General features: G+C 64.9%; 20 protein-coding genes. 15 read left to right on the top strand and 5 right to left on the bottom strand.

Features of this window, described 5'->3' with window-relative positions; translation table 11 throughout:
- The first annotated feature begins 25 nt into the window (after positions 1–25).
- Positions 26–793, top strand: a complete 768-nt coding sequence (murI, locus tag BUB09_RS11800; protein ID WP_072897926.1) for a glutamate racemase — start codon at positions 26–28, stop codon at positions 791–793.
- Between the two features lie 32 nt (positions 794–825).
- Here murI and BUB09_RS11795 read toward each other — a convergent pair whose 3' ends face one another.
- Entirely contained in the window at positions 826–1,593 is a 768-nt protein-coding gene (locus BUB09_RS11795; protein ID WP_072898035.1) for a ParA family protein, read from the bottom strand.
- A gap of 122 nt (positions 1,594–1,715) precedes the next feature.
- On the opposite strand from BUB09_RS11795, the gene BUB09_RS11790 reads away from it, so the two are divergent.
- Positions 1,716–2,201: an acyl-CoA thioesterase gene (locus BUB09_RS11790; RefSeq protein ID WP_245793265.1), complete on the top strand. Its 486-nt coding sequence runs from the start codon at positions 1,716–1,718 to the stop codon at positions 2,199–2,201.
- Here BUB09_RS11790 and BUB09_RS11785 read toward each other — a convergent pair.
- Positions 2,191–2,625, bottom strand: coding sequence for a DUF3293 domain-containing protein (locus tag BUB09_RS11785; RefSeq protein WP_072897925.1), 435 nt, complete (start codon positions 2,623–2,625; stop codon positions 2,191–2,193). The genes BUB09_RS11790 and BUB09_RS11785 overlap by 11 nt on opposite strands.
- Positions 2,622–3,137 carry an alpha/beta fold hydrolase gene (locus BUB09_RS11780; protein ID WP_072897924.1) on the bottom strand — a complete coding sequence of 172 codons (516 nt, stop codon included), beginning with the start codon at positions 3,135–3,137 and terminating at the stop codon, positions 2,622–2,624. Before BUB09_RS11780 ends, BUB09_RS11785 begins: the two co-directional genes overlap by 4 nt.
- A 36-nt stretch (positions 3,138–3,173) precedes the next feature.
- On the opposite strand from BUB09_RS11780, the gene BUB09_RS11775 reads away from it, so the two are divergent.
- Genes BUB09_RS11775 through BUB09_RS11760 form a run of 4 tightly spaced genes read left to right on the top strand, consistent with a single transcriptional unit; the run spans position 3,174 to position 6,451 of the window.
- The gene (locus tag BUB09_RS11775; RefSeq protein ID WP_072897923.1) at positions 3,174–3,500 is read left to right on the top strand and encodes a hypothetical protein; all 327 of its coding nucleotides are present in this window, start codon (positions 3,174–3,176) and stop codon (positions 3,498–3,500) included.
- On the top strand, positions 3,497–3,793 hold the full coding sequence (locus tag BUB09_RS11770) for a hypothetical protein (RefSeq protein ID WP_072897922.1): 297 nt from the start codon (positions 3,497–3,499) through the stop codon (positions 3,791–3,793). The genes BUB09_RS11775 and BUB09_RS11770 overlap by 4 nt, the downstream gene beginning before the upstream one ends.
- A gap of 47 nt (positions 3,794–3,840) precedes the next feature.
- Positions 3,841–5,271 carry an alpha/beta hydrolase family protein gene (locus tag BUB09_RS11765; protein WP_072897921.1) on the top strand — a complete coding sequence of 477 codons (1,431 nt, stop codon included), beginning with the start codon at positions 3,841–3,843 and terminating at the stop codon, positions 5,269–5,271.
- A gap of 46 nt (positions 5,272–5,317) precedes the next feature.
- Complete coding sequence (locus BUB09_RS11760; RefSeq protein ID WP_072897919.1) at positions 5,318–6,451, top strand: beta-ketoacyl-ACP synthase III; 1,134 nt, start codon at positions 5,318–5,320, stop codon at positions 6,449–6,451.
- On the opposite strand, the gene BUB09_RS11755 is transcribed toward BUB09_RS11760, so the two are convergent.
- Positions 6,415–6,711, bottom strand: a complete 297-nt coding sequence (locus BUB09_RS11755; protein ID WP_072897917.1) for a hypothetical protein — start codon at positions 6,709–6,711, stop codon at positions 6,415–6,417. The two genes, BUB09_RS11760 and BUB09_RS11755, sit on opposite strands and share 37 nt — an antisense overlap.
- 26 nt (positions 6,712–6,737) lie before the next feature.
- On the opposite strand from BUB09_RS11755, the gene BUB09_RS11750 reads away from it, so the two are divergent.
- The 6 genes from BUB09_RS11750 (at position 6,738) to BUB09_RS11725 (ending at position 14,292) form a co-directional block, all read left to right on the top strand.
- Complete coding sequence (locus tag BUB09_RS11750; protein WP_139250263.1) at positions 6,738–7,406, top strand: CoA pyrophosphatase; 669 nt, start codon at positions 6,738–6,740, stop codon at positions 7,404–7,406.
- Entirely contained in the window at positions 7,403–7,771 is a 369-nt protein-coding gene (locus tag BUB09_RS11745) for a MazG nucleotide pyrophosphohydrolase domain-containing protein (protein ID WP_072897915.1), read from the top strand. The genes BUB09_RS11750 and BUB09_RS11745 overlap by 4 nt, the downstream gene beginning before the upstream one ends.
- A gap of 290 nt (positions 7,772–8,061) precedes the next feature.
- Complete coding sequence (gene dapB / locus BUB09_RS11740) at positions 8,062–8,847, top strand: 4-hydroxy-tetrahydrodipicolinate reductase (protein ID WP_072897914.1); 786 nt, start codon at positions 8,062–8,064, stop codon at positions 8,845–8,847.
- A gap of 102 nt (positions 8,848–8,949) precedes the next feature.
- On the top strand, positions 8,950–10,293 hold the full coding sequence (locus tag BUB09_RS11735) for an amidohydrolase (protein ID WP_072897912.1): 1,344 nt from the start codon (positions 8,950–8,952) through the stop codon (positions 10,291–10,293).
- 238 nt (positions 10,294–10,531) lie between these two features.
- Complete coding sequence (locus tag BUB09_RS11730; protein WP_175550185.1) at positions 10,532–12,607, top strand: ATP-binding protein; 2,076 nt, start codon at positions 10,532–10,534, stop codon at positions 12,605–12,607.
- On the top strand, positions 12,604–14,292 hold the full coding sequence (locus BUB09_RS11725) for an EAL domain-containing response regulator (protein ID WP_072897909.1): 1,689 nt from the start codon (positions 12,604–12,606) through the stop codon (positions 14,290–14,292). Before BUB09_RS11730 ends, BUB09_RS11725 begins: the two co-directional genes overlap by 4 nt.
- Before the next feature lie 21 nt (positions 14,293–14,313).
- On the opposite strand, the gene BUB09_RS11720 is transcribed toward BUB09_RS11725, so the two are convergent.
- A complete protein-coding gene (locus BUB09_RS11720) occupies positions 14,314–16,107 on the bottom strand; it encodes a sensor histidine kinase (RefSeq protein WP_072897907.1) in 1,794 nt (597 codons plus the stop codon).
- 281 nt (positions 16,108–16,388) lie between these two features.
- Between BUB09_RS11720 and carA the strand changes: the two genes are divergently transcribed.
- Genes carA through carB form a run of 3 tightly spaced genes read left to right on the top strand, consistent with a single transcriptional unit; the run spans position 16,389 to position 21,450 of the window.
- Positions 16,389–17,537 (top strand): glutamine-hydrolyzing carbamoyl-phosphate synthase small subunit, encoded by a 1,149-nt coding sequence (gene carA / locus BUB09_RS11715; RefSeq protein WP_072897906.1) that lies wholly within the window; start codon positions 16,389–16,391, stop codon positions 17,535–17,537.
- Positions 17,538–17,545: 8 nt separating this feature from the next.
- Positions 17,546–18,217 (top strand): leucine efflux protein LeuE, encoded by a 672-nt coding sequence (leuE, locus tag BUB09_RS11710; RefSeq protein ID WP_072897904.1) that lies wholly within the window; start codon positions 17,546–17,548, stop codon positions 18,215–18,217.
- 8 nt (positions 18,218–18,225) lie between these two features.
- Complete coding sequence (gene carB / locus BUB09_RS11705; protein WP_072897903.1) at positions 18,226–21,450, top strand: carbamoyl-phosphate synthase large subunit; 3,225 nt, start codon at positions 18,226–18,228, stop codon at positions 21,448–21,450.
- Positions 21,451–21,502: the final 52 nt, after the last annotated feature.

The raw sequence follows: 21,502 nt of genomic DNA, 5'->3' as shown, positions 1-21,502 counted from the left end.
GCCGGCGCGCATCGGGCCAAGCGGCATGAACACGCAGCGCCCGATTGGCGTGTTCGACTCCGGCGTTGGTGGCTTGTCGGTGTTGCGCGAGATTCGCGCGCTGTTGCCCGACGAGTCACTGATCTACTACGCCGATAGCGGCTACTGCCCCTATGGCGGCAAGTCGCAGGCCGAGATCCAGGCGCGCAGCGCGGCGATTACCGAGGAGTTGATGGCGGCTGGCGCCAAGCTGATCGTCGTCGCCTGCAACACTGCGACGATCGCAGCCGTCGAGTCGTTGCGCGCGACTTATCCGCTGCCCTTCGTCGGCATGGAGCCGGCGGTCAAGCCAGCGGTCGCTGCGACCCGCACCGGCGTCGTCGGTGTACTGGCGACCGGCGCTGCGCTGGGCGGCAACAAGTTTCACCATCTGCTGGCCCAGCACGCGCGCGACGTTCGCATCATCACCCAGCCCTGTCCGGGCTTGGTCGAGCATGTCGAGCGCGGTGATCTCGATAGCGCCGCGCTACGGCAACGTTTGCGCGGCTATGTGCAGCCCCTGCTCGATGAAGGCGCCGACGTGCTGGTGCTCGGCTGCACGCATTACCCGTTTCTACGCGCTGCCATCGCCGATATCGCAGGCCCCGAGGTCCGTTTGCTCGATACGGGGACCGCCGTTGCGCGGCAGACCCGGCGACTGCTGGAGCGCGAAGGTTTGCTGGTCGCGGCCGGCGAGGGCAGCCCGTCCATCGAATGGCGTTGTAGCGGAGACCCGGATCGGGTTCAGCCGGTCATCAACCGGCTCTGGGGCTGATCCCGCCGAGCCCGCTGGCGCTGCTAGTGGAATCAGCTGGCGCTGATCGCGTCGAACAGCGCGATGTATTCCTTGGTGACGCGGTGCGAGGCGTCGAGGTAGATCATCGGCTTGTGCTGCTCGTGGCTTTCCTTGACGCGGACCGAACTCGACAGCGTCTGGTCGAGCAACGGCCGGCCCTCGGCCTTCAGTTCTTCGACGACGCGTGCCGGCATCCGCGAGCGCGGCTGGAACTGGTTGACGACGATGCCTTCGACGCTCAGGTCCTCGTTGTGATCCGCGCGTAGTTCGTCGATGTTGTCCATCAGCGTATAAAGCGCCTGACGCGAAAACTCGTCGCAGTCGAACGGGATCAGCACGCGATCGGCAGCAATCAGCGCCGAGCGGGCGTAGAAGTTCAGCGCCGGCGGGGTGTCGATAAAGATCGCGTCGTAGCCCTTGAGCTTCTTCAGCGCGTCGCGGAACTTGTAGATCTTCTGCTTGGCTTCGAGCTTGACGGTCAACTCTTCGAGCCGCGGATCGGCTGCGACGACATCGAGGTTGTCGAACGGCGAGTTGGTCGCATAGCTGACGAACGGCGGCGCCTGTAGTGAAAACGACAGTGTCGCTTCGAAGAAGTCGGCGACCGTGCGGTCAGGCTTGGTCGCGCCATTGCCCAGCAGGTACTGCGTCGAGTTGCCTTGCGTGTCGAGGTCGATCACCAGCGTGCGCAAGCCGCGCGACGCGGCGATGGCCGCCAGGTTGCAAACGATCGTGGTTTTGCCGACGCCGCCCTTCTGGTTGAACACGACCCGCTTGATCATCTGCCTTCGTCCTGTGTGATAACGCCTGAAGGCGATATTGTCGCCCGGCGCCGCTGCTTTGTAACGCAGAAACCTTGCCGCCTCGGGACAATGACGGGCGGCGATGCAACAATCGCTGAATGACCGACATGCCCTCCGCCACGCCGTCCGATCCGGTCCTTGCACTGCCCTGGGATGTTGATGCGCCGTTCACGCAGCGCGTCGTCGTCGGGCCCGAGCATCTGGACTTCTTCCAGCACACCAACAACGTCGTCTATCTGTCATGGCTCGAGCAGGTGGCTTGGGGCCATTCGCAGAGCTTGGGTCTGGGCATCGACGACTACCGTCGCCTCGGCGCCGGCTGTGTTGCGCGCCGTCACGAGCTGGATTATCTGGCGGCGACCTTCGAGCACGACGTGCTGCATCTGGCCACCTGGATTGCCGAAACCGATGCGCGCGTGACGATGTGGCGCGCCTATCAAGTGATCCGCGAGCAGGATCGGCGCACCGTGTTGCGCGGGCGCACCCAATGGGTTTGTGTCGACATGGATACTGGCCGCCCCAAGCGCATGCCGCCGGCCTTTGTTGAGGCCTACAAGGTGACGGTGACGCCGGTCAGCCGTTGAGCCACAGCAGTCGCGGCGCCTCGCCGACGCGCGCGGTGACCAGTGCGTTTTGATAAAAACGCTCGCCCATGTCCATGACCCAGACGCGGTCGGCATCAACCAACATGAAGCCAGGTTCGTCGGGCCATTCGCCCGACGGGTCGCAGTTCAGCGCCTGGAACCAGATGCCGCTGCGCGACTCGACTTCGTAGCGAAGCTCGTTGAAGTAGTACAGATTCAGTTCCGAGCGGGCCTGTTCACTGCGCGGATTACACGGGGTGATGATGTACCACTCGCGCTTGAGTCCGGTGGCCCGCTGGATCAGCTGTTCGGCATCGGCGTCGTACTGGCCGATACGCAGCGTCAGCGTGGTGTCGTCGAGCATCAGCTTGTATTCGGCCTTGCGGTAGACCGATTCCCAGCGATCGCGGACGGTGTCGTTCATGGCGTGGTGGCCTTCATGGCGCGATCGAGCAGGGTGCCGAATACCTGGCCCAGTTCCGGCAAGCGGTCGTTGAGCGAGTGATCCGAGGCGAGCAAGTGTAATGCCGCACGGTGGCGTTCGGCGAAGCGCAGTGCGCGCTCGACTGGCACGATGTCGTCGTCCCAGCCGTGCACGACCTCGCACAGCGCAGGCACCTGTTGCGGTTCTTCGTCGAAGCCGGGGAAGTAGAGCGCCGGCGCCATCAGAAACAGCGCGGCCGGACGCAGCGCGGCACAGGCCTGCGCCGACACGTAGCCCCCCATGCTCGAGCCGGCCAGCACCAGCGTGTCGGCCTGCGGGGCCAGCGCCAGCAGATCGGCCAAGCGCTGCCGTGGGTCCATCGTGTGACTATAATCGGGACTCATCACGTCGAAGCCGCGCTGACGCGCCACCTCGGCCAGGTAGGTGATCTTGGTTCCCCAGGGTCCGCTCTCCTTGCCATGGGCAAAGCACACCAGCAGTTTGGGAGTCATGCGCTTGATCGAAAGGGCCAGGGGTGAACGCGCCACATGATAACCAAACGCACTCAGCGCACGGCGCGTCCGCCGGCTCCTCCGCTGGACGTGAAGTTGACGGTGGCCTTCCGCTTTGGCGATGAGCCAGGCGACCGTGTCACCGTGATGAATGATCGTTCGATCCCGCTGGTCGGCACCGTATTCGAATCACGCGACCGGATCCTGCGCGGTTTTACCAAGCTGCTGTTCAAGGCCGCCGCGGTACAGCCCAAAGTAGCCTCCGAGCTGCTGCCCGCCTTGAAGCTGATCGGCGGCTTCGGTCGTCAACACCAGAAGCCGGCCGCAAGCGCGGCCAAGCGCAAGAGCCCCAAGACACGATGAGAAGCCTGCTGTTGATTGCCGACGGTGCGATTGCCGCACTAAGCCTGACGATGGCGCTGGTTCAGGCCGTGGTCTGCGTGCTGTACACGTTCGTGCTCGACATGAGTCCGTCGCTGCCCAAACAGTTGCCGACGCTGGTTGCCAGCACGCTGATCTTTGCCGTCGTCGGCACGCTGTTTCTGTTGGCGCTGCTGCGGATGATCCACCGTCGGCCGAGCCGTTGGTGGCTGCAGGGTGCCGCGGTGCTGAGCTTGATGCCGGCCGCGCTGGTGCTGATCCAGCTGATGACCTGATTCGCTTCTCCCCCTTTCAATAACCGGCCGCTGCGCGCGGAGGCTTCATGTCGATGCAGATTGCGACACCCCGACAATGGGAATGGCTGGCGGCGATTCCGCTTCTGGCGGGACTGTATGCGCTGGCCTCGCACCAGGGATTTCTGTGGTGGTTGCTGGCAGGCGTGCCGGGCACGCTGGTCCTCGGCTCGGCTGTCGCGCTATTGCTGATGCCAGGCGATCCGCGGTCAACGGCCTACATGAGCTTGGCTTCGGTGATCGGCTTGGTGCTTAGCGTGCCCTTGATCCTGGCCGATGGATTCGGCGCCGCCTTGGTTGCCGCACTGCTCTTTGCCGGGTCGTTCCTGGTGGCCGGTCGGGCAGGGCTGCGCAACGAACCGGTGTATGAAGGCGCCGCCGACCTCCATCTGGACGTGCGGATGGACGCCAAGGCGGCGTTGGACGAGGCGGTGCTGGGCTACTTCCTGATCTCGGCCAGTGTTCCCAGCGGCGAGTTGGCGCAGCGCATGTGCGACGACGCGGTCAAGCTCGAAGCCTTGCTCGATTCCAACGGCTGGCAGCAGGACCCGCAAAGCTTCCATAAAGACCCGCCGCCGCCAGAGCGCGTGCAGGTGGTCCGTCAGCGACGCTTTGGCGTTGACTACGAACGGGTCACGTTCGATAGCGGCTTTACGTTGCCGCCCGAGTTGCCCGGCGCCCAGACTTGGATGGGCTACGAAAACAACAACCGTTGCAGTGCCAACATGCTGCGCCACCCCGGTGCGCCGCGTCCCTGGCTGATGTGCATCCACGGTTACCGGATGGGCGAGCCCTGGACCGACTTCGGCCTGTTCTCGCCGGGCTACCTGCATCACCACTTGGGTCTGAACGTGCTGATGCCGACGCTGCCGCTGCACGGCTCGCGCAAGATCGGCCTTCGCACGGGCGACCATTTCCTCGACGGTGATCTGCTCGACCTGCTGTACGCCGAGTCGCAGGCGCTGTGGGATCTGCGCCGCTGGCTGCACTGGCTGCGCACGCTCGAAGAGCGGCCCGCGATTGGTGTCTACGGCATCAGCCTGGGCGGCTATAACGCCAGCTTGCTGTCGACGTATGCCGAAGGCCTGGACTTCGTCGTCGCCGGCATCCCCATTGTCGATCTGGCCGGCGGCTTGTGGCGCTTCGTCCCGGCGATGCACCAGCGCTACCTGAGCTGGCGTGGCCTGGACCAGCAGCGCTACTACGACATCCTGCGGGTGGTGTCGCCGTTGCGGCTGCCGTGCAAAGTGGAAGCCAAGCACCGCCATATCGTCGCCGCGATCGGTGACCGCATCGTGGCGCCGCGCAACCCGGTGCTGCTGTCGCAGCATTGGGACGTGCCGGTGACGTGGTATCAAGGCTCGCATCTGTCGATCCGCGACCAGCGCGAACCGCGTCAGGTGCTGGAAGAGGCGATGAGCCGTGCCGGCTGGCGCTCCAGCGCTTACGCCACGGTGTGAAGCCTCGGCCCGCTACACTGCCAACAACTTTCTGGACAGATCTGCGATGAACTCAGCCCCGACGTCGGTCAGCATCAGCGGTACCGGCCTTTTCACCCCGACGCAGTCGATTTCCAACGACGAACTGGTCGCCTCGTACAACGCCTACGTCGCCGAGTTCAATGCGGCCAATGCCGCGCAGATCGCCGACGGCAGCGTGGCCGCACTGGCCCCGTCGAGCAGCGAGTTCATCGTCAAGGCCTCGGGCATCCAGGCGCGCTACGTCGTCGACAAGCAGGGCGTGCTCGATACGCAGCGCATGCGTCCGCAGATCCGCACCCGTACCGACGAAGAGCCGTCGCTGATGGCCGAGATGGGCGTCGCCGCCGCGCGCCAGGCCTTGGCTGCGGCGCGTCGCGAAGGGCATGAGATCGACTGCCTGCTGGTCGCTTGTTCGAACATGCAGCGCGCGTATCCGTCGATCGCCGTCGAGATCCAGGGCCTGCTCGGTGCGGGCGGCTTTGCATTCGACATCAACGTCGCCTGCGCGTCGGCCGCGTTCGGTGTGCAGTCCGCCGTCGATGCGCTGCGCAACGGCAGCGCGACGCGCGCGCTGGTGATCAGCCCTGAAATCTGTTCGGGCCATCTGAACTTCCGCAACCGCGACTGCCATTTCATCTTTGGCGACGCCGCCACCGCGATCGTCGTCGAGCCAACGCAGACCGCTCGCGGCGAGCGCAACTTCGAAGTGCTCGGCACGCGTCTGCAGACGCAATTTTCGAGCAACATCCGCAACAACGCCGGCTTCCTGAACCCGGCCGAAGTGCCGCCGCGGCCGTGGAACGATATGTTGTTCCGACAGGAAGGCCGCAAGGTGTTCAAGGAAGTCGTGCCGATGGTGTCGGAGCTGATCGCAGGTCACTTGGCCGACCTTCAGCTGGCGCCAACGCAGATCCGGCGCTTCTGGCTGCATCAAGCCAATCTGTCGATGAACGAATACATCGTCCGCAAGCTGCTCGGCCGCGACGCCGAGCCCAGTGAGGCTCCGGTGATCTTGAACGAGTACGCCAATACCAGCTCGGCTGGGTCGGTGATCGCGTTCCACAAGTACCAGCAGGACTTGCTACCCGGCGACTACGGCGTGCTGTGCGGCTTTGGCGCTGGCTATTCGGCCGGGTCGGTCGTCATGCGCCGCATCTGATCGCGTACGGCTCGGGCCAATGGCGGCGACAGCAGCAGCAAATTGACGGTCGACGCATAGATGCGTCCCGCCTCACGCCAGCGGGCGATCGCCGCGCGATCGTCGTCGTGATGCAGCACCTGGTAGTCGCGTCCTTGAGTCCATTGCGTTTCGATCCGCTTGAACGCGCGGAACGCGCTGCCTTTGGCGCAGCACTCGGCCTGGTCCAGTTCACGCAGCGTCAGCCACGCTGCGGGCGATCGGTCGTCATCGAGTTCCATCGCAGCACGTTAAGGCATCCACCGCGATGAAAGACAGTGATCGCCGCATCGACGGCCGTTCGGGCTGGGAGCGTCGCTTGCGCGATGCGCTGGCCGATACCAGCGACGCCGAGCCGCGGCCGATGAGCCGCATGGAACTGCCGCTGAATATCGACAAGCTGATCGAGAGCGAATTCCTGACCACGCTGCGCCGCGCTGCGGTGCTGGTGCCGATCGTCGATCGTCCCGACGGCGCGACGCTGGTGCTGACGCAGCGCTCCGAACAGCTGCGCAGCCACAAGGGGCAGATCAGCTTCCCCGGTGGTCGCTGCGATGACGGCGATGCCGATGCGGTCGATACCGCGCTGCGCGAGGCCGACGAAGAAATTGGCTTGCCGCGCCGCGCGGTCGAGGTGATCGGCTATCTGGACGATTACCCGACGCTGTCGCGTTACCGCGTGACGCCGGTGGTCGGCATCATCCGCGAGCTGCCGCCGCTGCGGATCGATGCGGCGGAGGTGGCCGCCGCGTTCGAGGTGCCGCTGTCGCGCGTGCTCGATCCCGACGCCTACGAGCAGAAGCAACTGCTGCGCGGCGCGGTCAAGCTGCCGTTCTACGAACTGCAGTGGCAGCAGTATCGGATTTGGGGAGCAACCGCCGGCATGCTGTGGGACTTGTGCTGCAAGTTCAACGGCCGCGACGAGGCGGGGGCATGAACACCGACGTCCTGCGTCAAGCCGAGCGTCTGCAGCGCGATGCGGCGCTTCAAGGCTTCGATTGGACCGCGCTGGCCGATTTGTGGCCCAAGCTCGACGAGGAGATCGCCGAGTTGAAGGAGGCGGTTGCACAAACCGCCGATCGCCAGCTCGATGAACTTGGCGACTTGCTGTTCATGGTCGTCAACATCGCGCGGCACTTGGGCCTGGACCCGGCCGATGCGTTGGCGGCTGCCAATGCCAAGTTTGCGCGCCGTTATGCCTACGTGATGGCCGACGAGGCGACGCTGCCGCCGCTGGGTGATCCAGCGCGACTCGACGCGATGGAAGCGCGCTGGCGCCAGGCCAAGCGCGAGCGGCCCTGATCGACGCTGGCGCGGTGACGGTCGCCCGCGCATCGAGCGGTCGCAGGCGGGGCCCCGCAGCGCGCATCAGGCGCTAGCGGGCTGTTGGCGCCGGGATCCGCCGCAGGCAGATCGAAGGCGCATCAACGCGCTGGCTATCGCCTTGCCCGGTTTTTACGTCTTTCGGTGCCAGCTGATCACATGGGTCGCGTCAGCTGGATTGACCAACCGGTGTCATCGCGGGCGCGGCGGCAGATGGGCAGCGGCAGGCGACTTGCCTACACTCCGCGTCCCTTCGACGAGATGCCGCCATGACCCTCCCGACCCAGATCGCGATTCTCGGTGCCGCCGGCCGCATGGGCCGCGCCTTGATCGACGCGTTGCCGGCGCACCCGTCGCTGCGCCTCGGTGCCGCTTTCGACCGCGCCGAGGCGGTCGCGACCGGCCGTGAAGCCGCACCGGGCGTGCCGCTGAGCAGCGATCTGTCGTCGCCGTCGGCGAGCTTCGACGTGCTGATCGACTTCACGCGGCCCGAGGGCACGCTGGCCGCGCTCGACGCCTGCATCGCCGCCGGCCGCGGCATCGTGATCGGCACGACCGGCTTCACTGCCGAGCAACGCAGCGCGATCGACGCCGCCGCGCAGCAGATTCCGATCTGCCTGTCGGGCAACTTCAGCATCGGCGTCAACCTGTGCTTGGCTTTGGTCGAACACGCGGCGCGCGTGCTCGGCGGCAGCGTCGACGTCGAAGTCGTCGAGACGCATCACCGGCACAAGGTCGATGCACCTAGCGGCACCGCGCTGATGCTCGGTGAGGCTGCCGCGCGCGGTTTGGGCACGACGCTGGATCAGAGCGCGGTCTACACCCGCCACGGTCACACGGGCGCGCGCGCCGCTGGGACGATCGGTTTCGCCACGCTGCGCGGCGGCGATGTCGTCGGTGATCACAGCGTGCTGTTTCTGGGCGACGGCGAGCGCGTCGAGATCACGCATAAGGCCAGCAACCGTGCCAATTTCGCCAACGGCGCGCTGCGTGCTGCGGCCTGGCTGCACGGTCGCGCGCCCGGCCTGTACGCGATGAAGGACGTGCTGGCCTGATCGGCGGCACCGGCGTCGTTAGAGCCTACGACGCGTCAAATTGACAGGCGCGCCGTTGGCGGCAACGCTGCAGCTTCGTCCCTGTGCCCGATCGAGCCCGCCATGAAGTTCGCCCTGCGCCGTCTGCCGGCCTGCCTGTTCACCATCGCCGCGGCCTCAATCGCGGCGCCCGTGCTCGCTGCATCGGACGCGGCTGCTTTGCAGCAGCGCATCGACCGCGCGACGGCTGACATCGACGCCAAGCTGATCGCTGACCGGCGCTGGCTGCATCAGCACCCGGAGCTGAGCAACCGCGAAGCGCAGACCGCCGTCTACCTGACCAAGCGGCTCAAGGCGCTCGGCTTGAAGCTGCAGACGGGCGTCGCCCACAACGGCATCGTCGCCGTACTCGAAGGCGGCCAGCCGGGGCCGGTCGTTGCGCTGCGCGCCGACATGGATGGTCTGCCGGTGGTCGAGGAGGTCGATGTGCCGTTTAAGTCGACCGTCAAGACCACGTTCGACGGCAAAGACGTCGGCGTGATGCACGCCTGCGGACACGACGGGCACATGGCGATCCTGCTCGGTGTGGCCGAGGTGGCATCGCGGATGAAGGCCGACTGGCCCGGCACGCTGAAGCTGATCTTTCAGCCGGCGGAGGAGGGTGCCCCTGATGACGAGGAAGGGGGTGCGGCACTGATGATCAAGCAGGGCGTGCTCAGCAGCGCGCCCAAGCCCGAAGTGATCTTCGGCCTGCATTTGTTTTCTCAGTACGACGTCGGCCAGATCGGCGTGCGCGCGGGCGGGGCGATGGCCAGCTCGGACGACTTGGACATCATCGTGCGCGGACGCCAGACGCATGGCGCGCGACCTTGGGCCGGTATCGACCCGATCGTGGTCAGCGCGCAGATCATCGAGGGCTTGCAGACGATCACCAGCCGGCAGATGGATATCAGCCAGGCGCCGGTGATCGTGACCATCGGCAAGATCGAGGGCGGCGTGCGCAGCAACATTATTCCCGACAGCGTGACGATGCGCGGCACGCTGCGCGCGCTGGATACCGGCATGCAGGCCGATCTCCATAAGCGCGTACGCCGCACCGCCGAGAACATCGCCGAGAGCGCTGGGACGACGGCCGAAGTGCATATCGGCGAAGGCCACGCGTATCCGGTGACTTACAACGACCCGAAGCTGACGCAGGCGATGCGGCCGACGATCGCGCGCGTGGTCGGCGATGCCGGGTTGATCGACGTGCCCCCGATGCTCGGCGCGGAGGACTTTTCGTTCTTTGCCCGCGAGATTCCGGGTCTGTTCGTATTTGCCGGTGTGCGCACGCCGGGCGAACCGGCCGATGCCTGGGCGGCCAACCATTCACCGCGCTTCCGCATCGACGAGCGCGCACTCGGTGTCGGGGTGCGCACGCTCAGCCATCTGGCGCTCGATTACGCCCTGGCGCATCCGCCGCGCTAGCCTCGGCGTAGAGGGAGGCTCAGGTTATCGGCGGGGGAGCCGATAAGCGGCCGTGAGGGCATCTGCCAGCACGGAGCGCTCGCTGTCGCCGCGGGCCTTTCTTCACTGACGTTGCCTTGCCTCGGTCGCCGGGGCCGACACGTCGTTGCGTCCGATATACAGACCAAACCGCATGAGTGGGTCCAATCAAGATTCAAAGCCGCCACAACCGCTATCTCGGTGGCTGTGGAGATCGTTTTTGCGCTCGGCCCTGCTGCCGGTGCTGGCCATCGAACTGGCGTTGTTGGCTGCCTACTGGGGCAGTACCTACATTACCTATCAAAACAATCTGGCCGTCATCAGTGCCGTCTCGACTGACGACTTCTCTCGAATGGCGCAGCGTGAAGCCCAGATTGTCGGGTCGCGTCTGGAGTCGATTGGGAGAATGACCCGGCTCTTCGCCGACCAGTCTCTACTGGCGCTGCAGTCGCCCGCGACGGTCGGCGCTGCTGAGCGTCAGCGCTACCGTCTGCTCGACGACGGCCGTTACGTCACCACGCAGGACAATGGCGGTGCCGCTGCGTTCTACAGCGGCGTCGTACCGGTCGGACCGGTTCAGATCGACAAGGCACTGCGAACGGCGCAGCTCGATCCGCTGATGAAAAGCATCGTCAGCGCCGATCCGCTGATCCGGCAGCTGTACTTGAACACCGACGACAGTTTCAACCGGATCTATCCGTACCTCGATGTCAGCACGGCTTATGAAGCCGGCATGCGCATACCGGACTACAACTTCTATTACGAGGCCGATGCGGCCCACAACCCCGGGCGCGACGTGGTCTGGACCGACGTCTACGTCGATCCCGCTGGCGGTGGCTGGCTGCTGTCGTCGATCGCCCCGGTCTACGAAGGCGAACGACTTGAAGGCGTCGTCGGCATCGACGTTACGATCCGCGATCTGGTCAATCACGTGCTCGCGCTAACGCTGCCCTGGAAGGCCTACGGCGTCTTGCTGAGCCGCGACGGGACGGTGCTGGCGCTACCCGAGGCCGGCGAGGCCGATTGGGGTCTGACCGGCAGTGGCGACTTCGATTACCAGCAGGCGATCCTGGCGGATACGTTCCGGCCGGACGACTACAACGTGCGTAAACGCCCCGATCTGGCGAATCTGGCTGCCGCATTGGCGCGGCAACCCGACGGCGGAACCTACGACGATTTGACGATGGCCGGCACGCGCTTGCACGCAACCTGGGCGCGTGTACCCGGTCCGGGTTGGACACTGCTGCTGCTGGCTCCCGAGTCCGAAATCATTGCCGAAGCGGGCAAGCTCAATCAGCGGTTGAACTTCATCGGCGTGGTGATGATTGCGTCGCTGGTGTTGTTCTACATCGTGTTGTTGCTGTGGCTGCTGCGTCGCGCCGCCGTACTCAGCAGCGAGCTCACGCGGCCGATGGTGAGCATCGCCGGGTTGTTGTCCGAGATTGGACGCGGTCGTTTTGTTCAAGCTCAGCCGGAGTTGGCGATCGCCGAACTTGACTCCGTCGGCGGTCAGGTTGTCGGCATGGGTCGCAAGCTCGGTGAGGCCAACGAGGCGTTGTTGCAGGCGCAGAGCCGCCTGACGCAAGCGCTGCTCGACGAGCAGCGTTTGAGCGAGTCGCAGCGTCAATTCATCAGCATGGTCAGCCATGAGTTCCGCAATCCCTTGTCGATCATCGACAGCACGGCGCAGACGCTGGCGCGCCGCGGTGACCGCATGGACCCGTCAGCCCTCGCTGAGCGCGCTGGCGATTTGCGTGCGGCCGTGCGGCGTCTGATGGAAGTGATCGACAGTGCGCTGGTTTTTGCCCGCACCGAATCGGCCGGTGCCACCGGCGAGCATCACTTGGTGGCGTTGCTCGACGGCGTGCGCCTTAATTCGCTGGCGCAGCACCACGGTCGTGGCATGGACCTGGAGCTGGAACCGACGATTCCGGATCACCCGGTGCGTTGTGATCCGTCGATGCTGCGCGTGCTGTGCTCGATTCTGGTCGACAACGCGCTGCGCTCTACCGTCGCCGGCACACCGGTCCGGATCGGGGCGTCGATCTCGGCTCGCGAGTATCGCGTCTGGGTCAACGATGCAGGCCCCGGTTTGGACCAAGCGACGATCGATCAACTGCGGCGATCGCCCCAGGACGCCAGCGGCAGCGTCGGCACCGGATTGAGGCTCGCGCGTGTATTTGCCGATATGTACGGTGGCAGGCTGGACATCGACAGCAGTCCGGGCCAGGGCTGTCACGTCAGCGTACTGTTGCCGGTTAAGCGTCAGGCTGCTGGTCGCGAGGTGTCGCCATGAGCCTGGGCGCTTGCGTGCTTTGCATCGAGGACGAACCGTCGCTGCGTCGCGATTTGGTCGACGAGCTGCGCGACGCCGGATACCGCGTCATCGAAGCGGCCGACGGTTTGCAGGGTTACGACATGCTGGAGCGCGAGCAGCCGGATCTGGTGCTGTGCGACATCTCGATGCCCGGTATGAACGGGCTGGAGTTGCTTCAAAAGCTGCGCGGCTCGCAGCTGGCCAATGCGCAGGTGCCATTCGTATTTCTGACCGCGCACGGGCAGAAGCATGAGTTGATTCGCGGCCACGATCTGGGCGCGGACGACTATCTGGTCAAGCCCGTCGACTTCGATCTGTTGCTGAGCTTGCTGCGCTCGCGACTGCGCGGTGTGCGCCGCGCGCGTCACGACTTGTACTCGGAGCTGCAGTTGGCACTGGAGCAGGTCGATACGCTGAGTCGCGTATCGCTGGCCGAGCGCAGCGATCCGCGTATCGACCTGGACACCGTGCTGGAGCATGCCGTTGCACCGGTGGAACTGCTGCTGGCGGTATCGACCGAGCGCGGTTTCGGCTCGTCGGATCATGCGCAAACCGAGGCCGCCAACGCACTGCTGGCCGCGCTTCCGCCAGCCGAGGCACTGGCCGACCCGCGCTGCTATCGCTTGCCCAGCGGCGCGCTGGCGGTGGTGCTGATGCGTCCGGCATCAGTGGCCCCCGGGGGCGCCGATGAGGCGACACGTTTATTGCGGCTCCAGGCAATGGCCACGTCGTTGCAGAAGACGATCGTACTGGCTCCACTGGTGCCCGGAACCGGTGTTTCGATCTCCGTGTTCGTCGACGAGGCGATGATGGCGCTGCACCAGGCTGTCCGTGATCGCATCAGCGAGTTGCTGGTGCTGACGCCCAGTGCGTCAGACCGGCTGCGTCTGGAGCGGCACATCGAGGCCTCCTTGGTACAGGCGATCGAGCGTGGCGAACTGTTCCTGCAGTACGAGCCCAAGGTGCGGTTGGCAGACCGCCAGGTGCTCGGTGTCGAAGCGCTGGTGCGCTGGCGCTGCGCCGACTTTGGCCTGATCGCGCCAGGCTTGTTCATTCCATTGATCGAGCGCAGCGGTCAGATCGGGCTGCTGACCGACTGGGTCCTCGACGAAGCGCTGCGCGAGCTGGCCGTGTTGCGTCAGCAGAACCAGCCGTTGCTGATGGCCGTGAACATCTCGGCATCGGACCTGAAGGGCAACCTGCCGGCGCGCATCGATGCCGCGCTCGAGCGGCACGGGGTGCCGCCATCGTCACTGGAAGTGGAGATCACCGAGACCGCAGTGATCCGCGACATCGAACGCGCCGCGGACGTGATGGCGCAGCTGCGCCAGCGCGGTGTGCGGGTGTCGATCGACGACTTTGGCACTGGCCACGCCTCGCTGACCTACCTGCGTACCTTCCCGATCGACAGCATCAAGATCGATCGGCTGTTCGTGCAGCACATCGACGCCCAACCGGTGGACCAGGCGATCGTCCGCGGCGTCCTGTCGTTGGCACAAAGCCTGGGTCTGCGGGTGGTTGCCGAAGGCGTTGAGGACCGCAGTCAGCTCGACCGGCTCAGAGAACTGGGCTGCGAGCAGGCCCAGGGCTATTACTTCTCGAGGCCGATGACCGCCGTTCAGCTGGAACACTATCTGCGCAACGACGCCGACGGCGCCGACTGAATCCGTCGGCGCCTGCTCGGGCTAGTCGAGCGCGTGCGCCAGCGGCAGCTCGACGGTGACGCGCGTACCGAGACCGGGCACGCTTTGCAGGTCGATCGTGCCACCGTGCAGCTCGGCCATCTGGCGGCAGATGTACAAGCCCAGGCCGGTACCGTGGATCGCCAGCGTCGTGCTGGCTCTGAAGAAGCGCTCAAATACCTGGCTTTGCTCGGCCAGCGGAATGCCGAGCCCCTGGTCGCTGATCGTCAGCCTCAGACGTTGCTCGACGATCCGTGCGTCGACGCTGACCGGCGTGCCGTGCGGCGAATACTTGACTGCGTTGCCGATCAGGTTGACCAGGATCTGCTCCAGCAGCTGCGGATCCCCAAAGAACTCCTCGGGCAGCAAACCGCGCTGAAGAAAGATCGGGTTGGCCGTTGCCAGTTCCTGCTGCTGCTGGACGATGCGGCCCAGCCACTCGTCGAGCTTGATCGCCGTCGGCCTGAACGGAATGCGGCCTTCATCCAAGCGCGCTGCGTCAAGCAGGCTTTCGCTGAGCTTGGACAGCTTTTGAACCTTGTAGCGCAGCTGCTCGAGCCGATTGTCGATCTCGTCTTCGCTCCAGACGCGCGCGTGGCGGCGCAGCCGTTGCACCGCCGAGTCGATCACCGCCAACGGGGTGCGCAGCTCGTGCGATACGACGGACACCAGCTGCTGCTGGACCCGATTGAGCTCGCGCTCGCGGTCAAGTGCCTCGCTCAGGCGCTGTTCGGTGACGTGCAGTTCTTCCACGTCGAGCACGGACAAGATCATCGCCGGCTCGCTGTCGAACTCGATCAGCCGGCCGGTCAGCATCATGGCGCGACTGTGATCCGGCGTCAGATGCGCCCGAATCTCGATCGGGCCGTAGCGGGTCTCGGTTGCCAGCGCCGACCGGGCCTGTGCGATCGTTTCCCGGTTCAGCGTCACCAGCGTCAGCGCATCGTCGGCGATGCGCTCGGGCGTCGTCGCAAATGCCGTCATCGCCACGGTATTGGCGAACAGCAATCGCTCGCCGATCAGCGAGATGATGATGATCGGGACCGGAGCCGCTTCAAGCGCATCACGCAAGCTGGCGTTGCTGTGATCGGCGCGCTGCTGCAGTTGCCGGAGTTCGCTCAGGTCGGTGAGGTTGATCACCGCGCAAGCGTCACCGCTGACCGGGTCCAGCGTCAGCCGCAGGTTGGCCAGGAACCACGCATGGCGATCACCGCACCGCAGCGCGACCTCGGTTTGACAGCCGGCACGCGACGTACGGGCGATCAGGTCCTCGGCTTCGGCCGGATTGACCAGCACGTCCGAAAGCCGGGCGCTCGGTGCTGCCAGCTGCGGCAGCGTTGCCGATGCGGCCGGGTTGCACAGCAAAATTCGTCCGTCGAGCGCCACCATCAAGGTCAGCGCCGTGGATTGCCGGAAGCTCTCCAGCGAGCGCAGATCGGCCGGCGACAGCGGCGCCGCGTCGTTGCCAACCACCTCGACCATCAGTCCGGGGCGCCCGCCGTCGAGCGGCCACAGCGACAGTGCAACGCGCTCGGCGCGGGCCTGGCCCAGCGGGTAGAACGTCCAGACTTCCTCGATCGACGCGCCGTCCGCCAGCATGCGGTTGTAGTCGACCAGACGCTGGCGACTGCTTTGCGACTGTGGCGCGAAGTCGCGTGCGCGCAATGCGCCGAGCGACTCGGCGCGCCAGAAGCGCAGTCCGGCCGCGTTGGCCCAGACCATGCAGAAGCGGTCGAGGTCATAGATCCAGATCGGCGCGCGGACGCGGCCGGCGGGAATGTCAGATTGCCAGGACATCCCGTTGCAATCGTTTGCACCAATTTCTGGGATCGCGGCGGGTTTGGTTGCCATGCCGCGGATTATCGACCGTAGTAGTTGAACCTGAAAGCCGTCTGTGTGGATTGTTCAACCCATATCCGGTTCATCGGCAGCGCCCGCACCGCCGATTGCGGTTGCGTCATGGACGCATCGCCGACGGGTCGGTAAACTATTCGCCTAATCACGCGAGGGGGGCGAAAGCCCCCTTTGCTTTGTCTGCAACCCGATTAGCGCAACCCCCTGTACCCCTACGAGAGCCGATGACGAATCACAGACCGGCCCTGCTTGCCCTCGCCGACGGCAGCGTTTTTAAAGGTGTTTCGATTGGCGCCGACGGTCAGACCGTCGGGGAAGTCGTTTTCAATACGGCGATGACCGGCTACCAGGAGATCATGACCGATCCCTCGTACCGCGAGCAGATCGTCACGTTGACTTACCCGCATATCGGCAACGTCGGCAGCAACGCCGAAGACTGCGAGTCTGACCGCGTTCACATTGCCGGCCTGGTGCTGCGAGAAGTTCCGCGCAAGGCGTCGAGCTGGCGCTCGCAGCTGGGCTTCAGCGAATACCTGCAAGCCAACCGTGTGGTGGCGATCGCCGATATCGATACGCGCCGGCTGACCCGGCTGCTGCGTGACAAGGGCGCGCAAAACGGTTGCATCGTCGCGGGCGACGCGATCGACGAGGCGGCGGCCATCGCGGCCGCGCGCGGCTATCCGGGTCTCAAGGGCGCTGATCTGGCCAAGGTCGTGTCGGTCAAGCAGGCCTACACCTACACCACGGGTTCGTGGGCGCTGGAGACCAATCGGGAAGTCCCGCTGCAGGTCGAGCGCTTCCATGTCGTAGCGTATGACTTCGGCGTCAAGCGCAACATTCTCCGGATGCTGGTCGACCGCGGCTGCCGGATCACGGTCGTGCCGGCCCAGACGTCGGCTGCCGATGTGCTGGCGCTCAAGCCTGACGGTGTGTTGCTGGCCAATGGTCCGGGCGACCCCGAGCCCTGCGACTACGCAATTGCCGCGGGTCGCGAGTTCATCGCGCGGAAGCTGCCGGTGTTCGGTATCTGCTTGGGCCACCAGATTCTCGGCCTTGCGGCCGGTGCCCGTACGCTGAAGATGAAGTTTGGTCATCACGGCGCCAACCATCCGGTGCAGGACGTCGACACCGGGCGGGTCTTGATCACCAGCCAGAATCACGGCTTTGCTGTCGACGAAGCCAGCTTGCCGCCGAACGTCGTGGTCACGCATCGGTCCTTATTCGACGGCTCGAACCAAGGCATCCGCTTGCTCGATGCGCCTGCGTTCAGCTTCCAGGGGCATCCGGAAGCGAGCCCAGGGCCGCACGACGTGGACTATCTGTTCGACCGCTTCGTGCAGTCGATGACGCCGACTGCGGCGCTGTCCACCTAGGGCTGCAAGTGAATAGCTTCGGCCTCGTCGACCTGCCGACCTACTTGCTCGGCACGTTGATCATCGTGCTGCTGCCCGGTCCAAACTCGCTGTACGTGCTCGGAGCAGCAGCGCGGCTTGGAATCGCCGGCGGATACCGCGCGGCCTGCGGCGTGTTTGTCGGCGATGCCGTGTTGATGGTTCTGGCGGCGGGCGGCGTTGCCTCGCTACTGCGCGCTTACCCCGCGGCTTTCGTTATCTTCAAGTGGGCTGGTGCGGCCTACTTGGCCTGGATCGGTCTGAATCTGCTGCATGGCGCCCTGCGGGCCTGGCAGGCGTCCGGTGCGGAGGTTGCCAGTGGCGCCGCAACCGCGCGCGCCGAGCTTGGCGCAAGCAGCGAACGTCCGTTTCGCCGAGCGCTGGTCATCAGCCTGCTGAATCCGAAAGCGATTCTGTTTTTCATGGCGTTCTTCATCCAGTTCGTCGATCCGGCATACGCGCATACCGCGTTGTCGTTTGCACTGCTCGGCCTGATCGCGCAAACCATGAGTTTCCTTTACCTGAGCACGCTGATCGTCGCCGGCGCTCATCTCGCCGCCGCGTTTAGCCGCCGCCAGCGTCTATCCGCTGTGTTGGGCGGCGGCGCCGGGACCCTGTTTCTGGGGTTCGGCGCCAAGCTTGCGACTGCCAGCCTGAACTAAGAAGCCCGATGCCTAAACGTACAGACCTCAAAAGCATTCTGATCATCGGCGCCGGCCCCATCGTCATCGGCCAGGCCTGCGAGTTTGATTACTCCGGCGCCCAAGCCTGCAAGGCGCTGCGCGATGAGGGTTACCGGGTCATTCTGGTGAACTCGAATCCGGCGACGATCATGACCGACCCGGATATGGCCGATGCCACCTACATCGAGCCGATCCGCTGGCAGACGGTGGCCCGGATCATCGAAGCCGAGCGTCCGGACGCAGTGCTGCCGACGATGGGCGGACAGACCGCGCTCAACTGCGCGCTCGATCTGGCGCGCAACGGCGTGCTGGAGAAGTACGGCGTCGAGATGATCGGTGCCAACGAGCACGCGATTGACCTGGCCGAAGACCGGCAGAAGTTCCGCAACGCGATGGATGAGATCGGCCTGGGCTCGGCACGCTCCGGTGCGGCGCATTCGATCGAAGAGGCGCGCACGATCCAGCAGCAGATCGGCTTTCCGGTGATCTTGCGGCCCAGCTTCACGATGGGCGGCTCCGGCGGCGGCATCGCCTACAACATCGAAGAATTCGAAGAGATCATCGCGCGCGGCCTGGATTTGTCGCCGACCAAGGAAGTGCTGATCGAAGAGTCGCTGCTCGGCTGGAAAGAGTTCGAGATGGAGGTTGTCCGCGATCGCAAGGACAACTGCATCATCGTCTGCTCGATCGAGAACTTCGACCCGATGGGCGTGCACACCGGCGACAGCATTACCGTTGCGCCGGCGCAGACACTGACCGACAAGGAATACCAGCTGCTGCGCGATGCCAGTATCAAGGTGCTGCGCAAGATCGGTGTCGATACCGGCGGCTCCAACGTGCAGTTCGCGATCAATCCGAACGACGGCCGCATCATCGTCATCGAGATGAATCCGCGCGTGTCGCGCAGCTCGGCCCTGGCGTCCAAGGCCACCGGCTTTCCGATCGCCAAAGTCGCTGCCAAGCTCGCGGTCGGTTACACGCTCGACGAACTGCGCAACGACATCACCGGCGGTGTCACGCCGGCGAGCTTCGAGCCGAGCATCGACTACGTCGTCACCAAGGTGCCGCGCTTCACGTTTGAAAAATTCCCGCAGGCCGATTCGCGGCTGACCACGCAGATGAAGTCGGTCGGCGAGATCATGGCGATCGGCCGCAATTTCCAGGAATCGCTGCACAAGGCGATGCGCGGCCTGGAGACCGGCTCCGACGGCTTCGATCCGCAGGTGCCCGATTTTCGTGCCAGTAATCTGGCCAAAGTGCGCGAGGAACTGATCACGCCGCGCGGCAAGCGCTTGTGGTTCGTCGGCGACGCATTCCGCGCCGGCATGAGCGTCGACGAGGTGTTCCAGCTGTCGAAGATCGACCCTTGGTTCCTGGAGCAGATCCATGAGCTGATCAGCGTCGAATCGCAGATCGCCGCGTCATCGCTGGGCGACATCGACGCCGCGGTGCTGCGCCGCTACAAGCGGCTCGGCTTTTCCGACCGCCGTATCGCCAAGCTGACCGGCACGCACGAGAACGAAGTCCGTGCACGACGCCATGCGCTCGGCGTTCGGCCGGTGTACAAGCGCGTCGACTCCTGCGCGGCCGAGTTCGCATCGTCGACCGCTTACATGTATTCCAGCTACGACGAGGAATGCGAAGCCAAGCCATCCGACCGCAAGAAGATCGTCGTGCTGGGTGGCGGTCCGAACCGGATCGGGCAGGGCATTGAGTTCGATTACTGCTGCGTTCATGCCGCGCTGGCGCTGCGTGAAGATGGCTTCGAAACCATCATGGTCAATTGCAACCCCGAGACGGTGTCGACCGACTACGACACCTCGGACCGCCTGTACTTCGAGCCGCTGACGTTCGAAGACGTGATGGAGATCATCGATCTCGAAAAGCCGGTCGGCGTGATCGTGCAGTTTGGTGGCCAGACGCCGCTGAAGCTGGCGCGACAGCTGGAGGCGGCCGGTGCCCCGATCATCGGCACCACGCCGGATGCGATCGACCTGGCTGAAGACCGTGGCCGCTTCCAGAAGCTGGTCGACGAGCTCGGGCTGCTGCAGCCGCCCAACGGCATTGCCACGTCCGAAGCCGAAGCGATGGCCGTTGCTGCGCGCGTCGGTTACCCGCTGGTGGTGCGTCCCAGCTACGTGCTCGGCGGCCGCGCGATGGAAATCGTGCACGACGACGAAGATCTGCTCCGCTACATGACCGAAGCGGTCAAGGTCAGCAATGATTCGCCGGTGCTGCTCGACCGCTTTCTGAATAACGCGATCGAAGTCGATGTCGATGCGCTGGCCGACGGCCAGGCCGTCGTCATCGGCGGCATCATGGAGCACATCGAAGAAGCGGGCGTGCACTCCGGTGACTCGGCTTGCTCGCTGCCGCCGTACTCGCTGCCGGCCAAGGTGGTCGATGAGATCCGGGTGCAGATGGCCAAATTGGCCCGTGCGCTGAACGTGGTCGGCTTGATGAACGCGCAGTTCGCCGTGCAGGACACGACGGTCTACCTGCTCGAGGTCAACCCGCGTGCGTCGCGTACGTCACCATTCGTGTCCAAGGCCACCGGCCGGCCGCTGGCCAAGATCGCGGCCCGCTGCATGGCGGGCCAGAGTCTGGCCAGCCAGGGCGTCGAGCACGAGATCATTCCGCCTTACTTCTCGGTCAAGGAATCGGTGTTCCCGTTCGGCAAGTTCCCGGGCGTCGATCCGCTGCTGGGCCCCGAAATGCGCTCCACCGGCGAAGTCATGGGCGTTGGTCGACACTTCGGCGAAGCCTTCAACAAGGCGCTGTTGGCGGCCGGCATGGAAGTGCCGCGCCAGGGCGCCGCGTTCATTTCGGTCCGCGATTCTGACAAGTCAAAGGCGATTGAATTGGCCCGGTTGCTGGCGGCCAAGCAGTTCCGAGTGACCGCCACCCACGGAACCGCCGCCGCGATTCGCGCCGCCGGCATCCCGTGTGAAGGCGTCAACAAGGTCAAGGAAGGCCGGCCGCATTGCGTCGACATGATCAAGAACGGCGAAATCCACTTCATTGCCAACACGACCGAAGGCAAGACGTCGATCGAGGAGTCGCGTTCGATCCGGGCGGCGGCGATTCAGCACAAGATCTGTTACTTCACGACGATTGCCGGCGCGGTCGCGGCAGCGATTGCGATGGATCATCTTGATGCGCTCGACGTCAATCGACTGCAGTCGCTGCACGGCAGCCTGTCCAAGGCCTAACTTCCCAGCGCCCCGTCGGCTGATGCCGACGGCATTGCCGGCGCATTCATAG

The sequence above is a fragment of the Hydrocarboniphaga daqingensis genome (assembly GCF_900129825.1).
In the GTDB taxonomy this organism is placed as follows: domain Bacteria; phylum Pseudomonadota; class Gammaproteobacteria; order Nevskiales; family Nevskiaceae; genus Hydrocarboniphaga; species Hydrocarboniphaga daqingensis.
Note: the sequence above shows the minus strand (reverse complement) of the source record. Positions and strands in the feature narration are given on the sequence as shown.

Excerpts from the sequence above, each read along its gene's own strand:
- murI (WP_072897926.1), top strand. The coding sequence starts at position 26 with ATGAACACGCAGCGCCCGATTGGCGTGTTCGACTCCGGCGTTGGTGGC.
- BUB09_RS11790 (WP_245793265.1), top strand. The coding sequence starts at position 1,716 with ATGACCGACATGCCCTCCGCCACGCCGTCCGATCCGGTCCTTGCACTG.
- BUB09_RS11785 (WP_072897925.1), bottom strand. The coding sequence starts at position 2,625 with ATGAACGACACCGTCCGCGATCGCTGGGAATCGGTCTACCGCAAGGCC.
- dapB (WP_072897914.1), top strand. The coding sequence starts at position 8,062 with ATGACCCTCCCGACCCAGATCGCGATTCTCGGTGCCGCCGGCCGCATG.
- carA (WP_072897906.1), top strand. The coding sequence starts at position 16,389 with ATGACGAATCACAGACCGGCCCTGCTTGCCCTCGCCGACGGCAGCGTT.
- BUB09_RS11770 (WP_072897922.1), top strand. The coding sequence starts at position 3,497 with ATGAGAAGCCTGCTGTTGATTGCCGACGGTGCGATTGCCGCACTAAGC.
- BUB09_RS11750 (WP_139250263.1), top strand. The coding sequence starts at position 6,738 with ATGAAAGACAGTGATCGCCGCATCGACGGCCGTTCGGGCTGGGAGCGT.
- BUB09_RS11760 (WP_072897919.1), top strand. The coding sequence starts at position 5,318 with ATGAACTCAGCCCCGACGTCGGTCAGCATCAGCGGTACCGGCCTTTTC.
- BUB09_RS11780 (WP_072897924.1), bottom strand. The coding sequence starts at position 3,137 with ATGACTCCCAAACTGCTGGTGTGCTTTGCCCATGGCAAGGAGAGCGGA.
- BUB09_RS11765 (WP_072897921.1), top strand. The coding sequence starts at position 3,841 with ATGTCGATGCAGATTGCGACACCCCGACAATGGGAATGGCTGGCGGCG.
- BUB09_RS11725 (WP_072897909.1), top strand. The coding sequence starts at position 12,604 with ATGAGCCTGGGCGCTTGCGTGCTTTGCATCGAGGACGAACCGTCGCTG.
- BUB09_RS11755 (WP_072897917.1), bottom strand. The coding sequence starts at position 6,711 with ATGGAACTCGATGACGACCGATCGCCCGCAGCGTGGCTGACGCTGCGT.
- BUB09_RS11720 (WP_072897907.1), bottom strand. The coding sequence starts at position 16,107 with ATGTCCTGGCAATCTGACATTCCCGCCGGCCGCGTCCGCGCGCCGATC.
- carB (WP_072897903.1), top strand. The coding sequence starts at position 18,226 with ATGCCTAAACGTACAGACCTCAAAAGCATTCTGATCATCGGCGCCGGC.
- BUB09_RS11735 (WP_072897912.1), top strand. The coding sequence starts at position 8,950 with ATGAAGTTCGCCCTGCGCCGTCTGCCGGCCTGCCTGTTCACCATCGCC.
- BUB09_RS11745 (WP_072897915.1), top strand. The coding sequence starts at position 7,403 with ATGAACACCGACGTCCTGCGTCAAGCCGAGCGTCTGCAGCGCGATGCG.
- BUB09_RS11775 (WP_072897923.1), top strand. The coding sequence starts at position 3,174 with ATGATAACCAAACGCACTCAGCGCACGGCGCGTCCGCCGGCTCCTCCG.